The following is an 8,605-nucleotide window of genomic DNA, read 5'->3' as shown; positions in this document are numbered from 1 at the left end:
AACTTTATATCCTAATTCATTTTCAAGAATATTTTTAATAACTCTATATGTATTACCCTTATCATGAGTTTTCAAAGTTCTAACATTTTCAAGAACAAGAACTCTCGGTTTTCTGCCTCTCTGAATCATACTATTTATGATTTCGACAATTCTAAAAAAGAGTGTTCCTCTAGCATCCTCAAATCCTTTTTCATGTCCCATCATGCTGAAGGGTTGACACGGAAATCCACCTATTACTACATCAGCAAGCGGAATAGAGTCTAATTCTATTTCGTTTAAATCTCCAAAAACAGCTGGAATCGGAAAGTTTTCATTATATGTTTGGACAGCAAATTTATCAAAGTCATTAGCCCAAACAATATTAAAACCTTGCTGATGAAAACCTAAGTCCAAACCACCTGCTCCACTAAATAAAGAAACTACATCCAAAGTCTATTCCTCCACAAACTCTATGATATCTGGTGTATTACATTTTAAGTAATTTGCTATTTTAACCAATGTATCCGTTGTTGTACATTCATTATTAACCAATTTTGTATGGGTGCTAGAACTTATTTTAGCTTCCGTTCTAAATTGATTTTTACCAATTCCTTTATTGGCAAGCGTTCGCCATAATGGGGCATATGAAATCTTCATTCGTTTCTCCGTAGTCCTTTTAAAAGTACTTATCTAGTATATCACAAATACTAAGAAATGGTTGGAGTAAGCTTCTAATTACTTAGGCTCTTTTTATATGACTCAATACCTGTAAATACTGATACTTCCTAACCATCTTATTTTCATCACTCATTTCAATCTTGAAGTAAAAATAGTGATCTCGGCCATCTTTACTGTTTTCTTTATTGAGTTTGAAATAATTCTTTTGGCTCATGGCCATTTCTCTGAGTATATCATCAGTGAGGAATGTTAATGGTACATCCATAGCTGAATACTTGTAAAAGTCTTCTTCAAACTTGATATAAGAATCCGAGAAATAGTCAAACTGTAATTTATCTTTATAAATTTCTCTCCTACTCATCGTTCAATTCCTCCATTAAACTGACTCCAAAAGTATCATATACTTAAAACAGCTGATACTTATCAGCGGTTTTTATTGTTATTTTTGTTACTTGTCCTGTGTATCGCTCTCTTCTCTTGTCAGATTTGACTTCAAATATTCCTCATTTTAACTTTTTCTAATTTTGCTTTATATGTCATTCCCATAATATTCCCCCAACTTACACCTCTAAAGGCATAAAATTACCTACAATTTTGCCCACAATACGTGGATTTTCATCGTAAGGAATATGAATGTCTTTATAATCCTTGTTAATGGAAACTAGTCGTAACCCTTCTTTCTCACGGTAAACTTTCTTGATAAAGGTCTGTGAATTCCACACTACCGCATAAACTGCCCCATCATAATCAAAACCTGTCTCACGAATAAGGGCAACAGAGCCGTTATGATAGGTAGGCTCCATGGAATCCCCTAAAATCCAGGAAGCAAAATCATGAGCCAGTTCCTTATCAAAGTAAACCGTATCAAAGTTCTTATCATCATAGACAGTGGCACCAATACCAGCTGACAGGCTTTCATAGACACGATAAGGGAAGGTAGACATAGCAATAATATTAGATTGCTTACCTACTAAGTCTTTAACATAGTTCATAGCCTTGGTTTGATTAGTAGGATTCAGTTGCTTATAAAGCATAGCAATTTCTTCCTCATAGAAGAACTCCTCAGTCACTCCTAAAATCTCAGCAATCTTTTTCAAGTTTGCTTTGTTCGGGACTGCCCTGCCATTTTCCCAAGAGAAATAAGAAGAGCGATTAATATCAAGAAGCCGTGCAACCTCGCTTTGTTTCATTCCCAACTCTTCACGTTTTTGTTTTAATTTTGTACCATTGAACATCTCATGCCCTTTCTAACAGTAATTGTGTTTTGGCGTTACTAACAGCTTGTCTCTCTGTTAGCTTATCCTTTTTCCAAGCAAAGTAAATGACTTTACCATAATCAAAAAGTTGACCACAAGAAATATCTAAATTTTCATCTTCCAAGGTCTGTCTAAACGCTTTGTCCTTCAGCTCATAGATTTGTCTATCTGACAGGTAGCCGTCTCTAGTCAGCAAACGATAGACCTTAGGCAGTATATCTATGATGACTTGCTGGTACTCTGCGATAATAGAGGACTTCAACAAGCTAAACATATCCATAATTCTATCTAGTTGATCATTTTTATAGTCTTGAATTGCATGATTAACCTCATCTAATGAATGAGTCGTTTCGTTAATGAATAAGTCTCTCAAGCGATAGACCAAGGCTTCAGCTGAAACCTTCAAATCCTTCATCACTCGTGAGAAACTATCATGCCTATAAAATATCTTTGAGAGCAAAACAATGCTTGGCATTAGCACAAATGCAGAAAAGAGATTTGCTTCGCTCTCAAAGATAGAGTCGGATTCATCTTTTAGCTCTGTAAAGAAAGATCCAGTATGCTTTAGCAGAAAATGCCCCAACTCATGGCACTTTGTAAAGTTCTGTTTTACTTGCGGATTTTCCTTTTCATAGGAGAAAGAAACACCACTCTCATCAATTAAAGTCAGCCCCTCAATCTTTCTACTGGAAAAATGATGCTCCATTACCTTAATATGGTGACTCTCAACCACATGGTTGAAGAAACCTTCAAAGTCATACCCCAAAATAGAAGAGTCATTCTCCTTGATATACTTATAAATATAAAGATTTGCAACTTCCTTAATTTGGCTGTATCGTGTATCCATAATACCTCCTCGAAGCTTTTGTTGTTTTATAAACTAACAATAATTATATAGAAAAAGTGGACGATTGTCCACTACTGACCATTGAGAAATAAATTTTTTCTATTCCCAAATATTTAATAAAATATGAGTAATTTTTGAATGCGAACTGTTTAAATTGTGGTACATATCAATTACTTTTATATTTGACAAGCTATCGTATGGATTTAAAGCAATATAACTTATATTGAAATCTAATCTAGATGTTTGCAAAAGTTGAAGATAATTATTAGCGAACTTTTCAAAATTACTACCAGTATAATAAACAATTATAAAATTTTCTAAGTTCCCGACTTTATCGTATTTTCCTAATCTATTTATATGTTCAATAATATTTTGACGTGCTAGTGATGAAGTTTTTAATGCTTCTATAACCGATTCACGATTATCAATAATCAGCAATAAATCAATTTCACCTAAAGAACAGCCACTAGCAGACTCGCCTTGTAAAGATTGATCTTTAACAACAAGCCCATTCCCTACCATCTCAAAGAGACTTTTTAAATAAGTATTATATTCATCTTCTGAGCATTCGTTTTGCACATTTTTTAAATATGTTAATAAGTTTGCACATGCTTTTAGAGTTATGGAACGAAAAGTTAGATTATTGTCCCTTTCAACTTTCAGAGTAGTAAGTTCTCTCAATCTGTCTACCATATTTGCACAATCTGCAACACTAGTAACTACTGAAATAACCTTACTATAATCATCTATCCGATTAATTTCTTCTTCACTGTGTCCCATAATTTCTGGACAAATTCTTTCAAAACGTCTCCAAAAGTCCCATGATTTTTCAGAAAGAATTTCTAATTTTTTGATTACGTTCTCATTTAAAGTATTCTCTGAAATACACACAATAAGTTCCAGAATATCAGGAATTATAATCTGGTTTAAAAACATAGTAAAGCTGCCTAGTTCTAGCGAATAATCATATAAATCAAATTGACTTGTTGAACCATAAATTTCTATTTCTCTGAGTTTATACACATATTCAGATATATCATCAATATTTTCAGAAAGTTGTTGGCTATTGAACAATATTTTATTTAAATCATTTAAAATCTCGTTTTTGCCTTGAAACTTATAATTAGACATCCCAGCAAATAAACTTTGTACCATTTCTATTCCTTACGTTTTATTTTTCCTCATCAAAAAGTTTCTTCCGCTCCTTCATAAACTGAAGCAGCTCTTGTTTGAAGACTTCTTTTTCTTCATTGCTCATACCGTCTGATGTGGTTCTGAAGAGCAATTCTACTTCTGACAAGTCAATATCATCATTGTTTTCATTTGATACCAATGTATTGACAGATACATTAAAGAGTTTGGCAATCTTCACGAGATTGTCATAACTTGGACGTTTCTTACCTTGCTCCCAATAAGCGTATCCTTGTTGCGAAATTTCGATAGCTTTTGCGACTTGAGCTTGGGTCATTTTAGCCTGTTTTCTCAAGGTCTTAAGGTGTTCCGCAAGATCCATTATTGTTCCCCTTAAAAAAATATTTTTAAATTTTTTTCAAAAAACTGTTGACATTAACAACCTATGGTTGTATAATATAATCAACAACTAACAGTTGTATAGCGATTGAAAATAATAACCTTATCTTCAAGGCTAAATCACGATCTTTGAAAATTAAATAAAAAGTGCGTCTGACAACCAGAGGACTGATCATCAGAACAACACATAAACTTCGTACCTTTATTGTAAATGTTTTGATAAGAAAAGTCAAGTCCGTTTTATGGTTGAAGTGAAGATAGAAAACAAGACTCAATTCTTGTGGGCTTCCACGCATTTCGGACTTTCGCACTTTTCCGAATAGTAAAGTGAACTGGCTTCGCCAAAGGGCGTAAGAGAATCTCTTGGGTATGATCATGACTACCTGAAGAGATTGGCTGGGAAAACGATGGTAATTGACGCAAAGCACCTTGCTAAACGTTGCCACCGTGAAGGAGGGATCCTTCAACAAAATAACTTTTCTCTACTGCTGTCTATCTAATTTACTAGATAGATTTACTCTAGCTACTAAGTCCATTTTCTTAGTAGCTTTTTACTTTTACAATAAAGGAGAGCACTATGTCTAACTTTTTTCGCACAACAATGTGAACGACTCTACAATAATTACATATTCACCTATGATATGTTTTCTTCATCTGAACAACTCCAGGGACAACTCTATCATCAAGCCAAAAAGGATTTAGATAAACTTGCCAACCAATCACTGCTTACTGGCTTTGCTCAAGGTGAAGTACAATTTTACACCAGAATGTTTAAACGAAAACTTTTTACTCATTACTACTCAAGAGTGAAGCAACTAGCTTAACTCTTTTTTACACTCAGAAAGGAAACACTTATGATCCCAGAAACACTTGTCATGCTACCAGAATTTATCGGCACTGCTTACTACGAAAAATTGGGCAATGCGCCACGCTATGTCTTCGGAAAAGAAGGCAAATACCAACGCCACGTGCTAAACAATGAACAACACGGAGCCTTCCACGTAATCACACCTGCTTCAGCTACCGTATTTCCAGAAGATGCTTTGGTTGAAGTGGTTAATCCCATTTTCCTCGCAGATACTTCCCTAAACGGAAATTCTGTTGCCCCAGCACTCAACGTATTTGCTGAAAAATTGGTTTTGAAAAAATAAGAAAGAATAGGAGAAAACATACATGGCTAAAATCGGATTAAACTACGGAGAAAAACTTCAAATTGCAGATAAAACCTATCGGGTTATCTCAGAAGGTCTAGACATTCCTCAAGTCTTTGGAAAACTTACTTTCCGAGGAATTGAAGGAACAGATACCATCTATGAAATTGACCGTTCCCAACGCAATCCTGATGGATCCTACGTTCAAGTTAGTACGGGGGAAATTCGGGGTGTTGTGGTAGGAATTCATTCTTCAGTCCAACATGAAACCCTCTTTTTCACTATTGCTGATATGACGGAGTCTGAAATCGAAGACTTGGGACTCAAGTACCGTGAGGAAGTGGAGCTAGAAGACATTGTCGTAACTCATACTCACGTTAACCGCAATGATATCTACAAGCTCTTTGCTTCTAAGATTAAGAAAAAAGGGGCAAGTTCTAAAGACTCTAAACCCGTAGAAAACAAGAAAGAAAACTAGGAGGTGACACATGAAACTCTTTACCTACCGTGGACAAGGAGTTCAAGTCTATCATCGACATATCAAGGCAATCACTTGGTTTATCTTGTGGTCGCCTTTTTTATTTGCCTTAACTTACTATGTCTATCAACACCACTTGGAGCTACAAGTCCAACCCCTCCCCACAACCTACTACTTAGTTGCCTTTGCCTTACTATCCGCTCTCATCTCTCAAGTCCTGAATTGGCTTTGCTACGAGAAACTACTCGCCTTTCAAAAACTCAATAGCTTACGAATTCTCTCTCGCTTTCTCTTAGAAAATAATCTCTATCTAGTCAAGAAAATTAAACGGGAGAAAAGGACAATAGAGAAAATTAGACTTCCTCAAGTTTATCTCAAACAATCCCGTTATGGTTTGGAAGTGAGTTTTATCCTAGAAGGCAATAAGTTTCAAGATCGATTTCTCAATCTTGGAGCAACCCTTGAAGTCATGTTTAATGGTGATTTTCGAAACAAGACCTTTGATAAACGCTTTATTAAGTACGATATCGCCATCAATAGGATTGATAGTCGTATTGGCATTGACCAAGTAGTGGTCAAAGGTTCAAAACTCCAACTCATGAAAGATGTAGTTTGGGACTTCATCGAAGAACCACACTTACTGATCGGTGGAGGTACAGGAGGAGGGAAAACGATTCTTATCATGTCCATCATTTATGCACTTGCTAAGGTTGGTTTTATTGATATTTGTGATCCGAAAAACTCAGATCTATCTGGTGTGAAAAAAATCCCTGTCTTTCATGGTCGAGTCTTTACCAGTAAAGAAGATATAATCCAGTGCTTTAGGGAAAATGTGGAGTTCATGGAGAAACGCTATGAACTCATGTCTACCTCTCCCAAGTTTCAAGCTGGGAAGAACTTCACTTATTACGGGATGAAGCCTAAATTCATTCTGGTTGACGAATGGGCAGCACTTATCGCTAAAATTGATCGGGATTATAGCCTACAAGCAGAAGTCACCGAATACCTTACCCAACTGGTCCTAGAAGGTCGTCAAGCTGGTGTTTATGTGATTTTTGCCATGCAACGTCCTGATGGGGAGTTTGTCAAAACTGCTCTTCGGGATAACTTTATGAAGCGCCTATCAGTCGGTCATTTAGAATCAACAGGCTATGACATGATGTTTGGGGATGCCAACAAAACTAAAGAGTTCAAAAAGCTGGATGAAGTTAATGGTGTTAAGGTCAAGGGACGGGGCTATATCGCAAACAACGGAGATTTGGCTGGTGAGTTTTTCTCACCTTATGTACCATTGGACCAGGGCTTTTCTTTCTATGAAGCCTACTCGCAAATTCCTATTTTAGAATTTGAAGGAGAAGAGTTTTCTGTCTTTAAAAACTATGACTCGCTAGTCCCAACAAAAGAACTAATAGAAGAGGTAGAACAGTTAGAAAACCATATCAACCAACGACCACTAAAGGATTTTGCAGAAGAGCAGGAACTAAAAGTCGCAACACTTCGAAAGATTATCTATCTCTTAGAAGAACAAGGAATTAATTTTGACCGTTCTGACTCAGCTATTTTGCTGACTCCTCTTCAAGAAGAACTCCTTCTGGAAACTCTGATTCGCTTTGAAGAAGGCGGACGAAGATCTTATGCCAAAGCCGTTCAGATGGCGCTTAGTCATCAGGAACTAGGACAAGGGCAAGAGCAAGCCTGACGGTAAGTCAGGCGCAGACCGTAGCCCGAAGTTCCTAGTTTCTGATGATGAAACCCCCGATTTCTAATAGGGGGGTTACATTTGGCAAAATGGCAAAGTCCAACCCTCCTCATTCCTTGTGAGAGTTGGGATTGCGAATTTTAGAAAGTGTGTTACTTTGGCAAAAAAAATGTGTCACTCATAAAAAAGGAGGTGTCCCCATGAATGGATAAAATGAGCCCATTCAATCTTAAGAAATTTCGTCAAGAAACAGGTATGAGCCAAAAACAATTTGCAGAAGCCGTTGGCCTACCTACTAGAACCTATCGCTCCTACGAAACTGGCGAAAGAGGATTGAGCATTGAAAAGTTCCGTGACCTAAAAGCCAAGCTAGGCTTTCATAGAGAACATGAAAAACAAAGTTTGCGTGCTCGGATTGACTACTTGCGAATCTCTTTTCCTGCTCTACGTGACTTAGAATCTTTCTGTGAGAACTTTCTCTTCTGTCATCTGAGCGAATTTAGCTCTCAAGAAACACGGCTCATGAATTACACCCATCTTTGGCAACGAGGAAACATCTGGATTTTTGATTTCTTTGATAAAGCAGAAACCAAAGATTACCAATCCTGTCTTCAACTATCGGGACAAGGGTGCCGTGAGTTGGAAGTGCTTCTAGAATACAAAGGCATCACTTGGCAAATCTTCCTTCAAAATCTCCTCTATGCCTATGAGGATTGCCGGATTAAGAGGTTAGATATTGCTCTAGATGAGCTCTACAAGGGCTTTGGAAAAGAAGACCAGCAGATTCATCTACCTAAGTTGATTGAAAAACTCTACGCCAAGGAGATTGTCCTCAATACCTTTCGGAAATGGAATGTAACAGGGGGTGGTTCTTTCATTGACAATGAGGATATGGAAGCCAATCACGGCTTATCTCTCTACTTTGGCTCAAGACAAAGCCAACTCTACTTTAACTTTTACGAGAAACGCTATGAACTTGCCCGTCAA

Annotated in this window: 11 protein-coding genes; 4 read left to right on the top strand and 7 right to left on the bottom strand. The window is 36.8% G+C overall.

Annotated elements, in window-relative coordinates; translation table 11 throughout:
* The 7 genes from HMPREF2887_RS03130 to HMPREF2887_RS03100 form a co-directional block, all read right to left on the bottom strand.
* The coding region (locus tag HMPREF2887_RS03130; RefSeq protein ID WP_148131483.1) for a DNA cytosine methyltransferase at positions 1 to 429 on the bottom strand (429 nt) is incomplete at its 3' end.
* A gap of 3 nt (positions 430 to 432) precedes the next feature.
* Complete coding sequence (locus HMPREF2887_RS03125) at positions 433 to 636, bottom strand: helix-turn-helix domain-containing protein (protein WP_084740482.1); 204 nt, start codon at positions 634 to 636, stop codon at positions 433 to 435.
* Between the two features lie 82 nt (positions 637 to 718).
* Positions 719 to 1,018, bottom strand: a complete 300-nt coding sequence (locus HMPREF2887_RS03120; RefSeq protein WP_084740479.1) for a DUF5960 family protein — start codon at positions 1,016 to 1,018, stop codon at positions 719 to 721.
* A gap of 199 nt (positions 1,019 to 1,217) precedes the next feature.
* The gene (locus HMPREF2887_RS03115; protein WP_084740476.1) at positions 1,218 to 1,892 is read right to left on the bottom strand and encodes an XRE family transcriptional regulator; all 675 of its coding nucleotides are present in this window, start codon (positions 1,890 to 1,892) and stop codon (positions 1,218 to 1,220) included.
* 1 nt (position 1,893) lies between these two features.
* The gene (locus HMPREF2887_RS03110) at positions 1,894 to 2,760 is read right to left on the bottom strand and encodes an ImmA/IrrE family metallo-endopeptidase (RefSeq protein ID WP_084740472.1); all 867 of its coding nucleotides are present in this window, start codon (positions 2,758 to 2,760) and stop codon (positions 1,894 to 1,896) included.
* Positions 2,761 to 2,859: 99 nt separating this feature from the next.
* On the bottom strand, positions 2,860 to 3,915 hold the full coding sequence (locus tag HMPREF2887_RS03105) for a hypothetical protein (RefSeq protein ID WP_084740470.1): 1,056 nt from the start codon (positions 3,913 to 3,915) through the stop codon (positions 2,860 to 2,862).
* Between the two features lie 16 nt (positions 3,916 to 3,931).
* Positions 3,932 to 4,273 carry a helix-turn-helix domain-containing protein gene (locus tag HMPREF2887_RS03100; RefSeq protein ID WP_084740467.1) on the bottom strand — a complete coding sequence of 114 codons (342 nt, stop codon included), beginning with the start codon at positions 4,271 to 4,273 and terminating at the stop codon, positions 3,932 to 3,934.
* 871 nt (positions 4,274 to 5,144) lie between these two features.
* Here HMPREF2887_RS03100 and HMPREF2887_RS03090 point away from each other — a divergent pair.
* From HMPREF2887_RS03090 to HMPREF2887_RS03075, 4 genes are all read left to right on the top strand, one after another.
* Positions 5,145 to 5,441, top strand: a complete 297-nt coding sequence (locus HMPREF2887_RS03090) for a hypothetical protein (RefSeq protein ID WP_000611955.1) — start codon at positions 5,145 to 5,147, stop codon at positions 5,439 to 5,441.
* A 22-nt stretch (positions 5,442 to 5,463) separates the two neighbouring features.
* Positions 5,464 to 5,919, top strand: a complete 456-nt coding sequence (locus HMPREF2887_RS03085) for a conjugal transfer protein (RefSeq protein WP_084740457.1) — start codon at positions 5,464 to 5,466, stop codon at positions 5,917 to 5,919.
* 10 nt (positions 5,920 to 5,929) lie between these two features.
* Positions 5,930 to 7,618 carry an FtsK/SpoIIIE domain-containing protein gene (locus tag HMPREF2887_RS03080; protein WP_084740454.1) on the top strand — a complete coding sequence of 563 codons (1,689 nt, stop codon included), beginning with the start codon at positions 5,930 to 5,932 and terminating at the stop codon, positions 7,616 to 7,618.
* A gap of 204 nt (positions 7,619 to 7,822) precedes the next feature.
* The coding region (locus HMPREF2887_RS03075) for a replication initiation factor domain-containing protein (protein ID WP_148131482.1) at positions 7,823 to 8,605 on the top strand (783 nt) is incomplete at its 3' end.

The sequence above is a fragment of the Streptococcus sp. HMSC071H03 genome, assembly GCF_001813035.1.
In the GTDB taxonomy this organism is placed as follows: domain Bacteria; phylum Bacillota; class Bacilli; order Lactobacillales; family Streptococcaceae; genus Streptococcus; species Streptococcus anginosus.
Note: the sequence above shows the minus strand (reverse complement) of the source record. Positions and strands in the feature narration are given on the sequence as shown.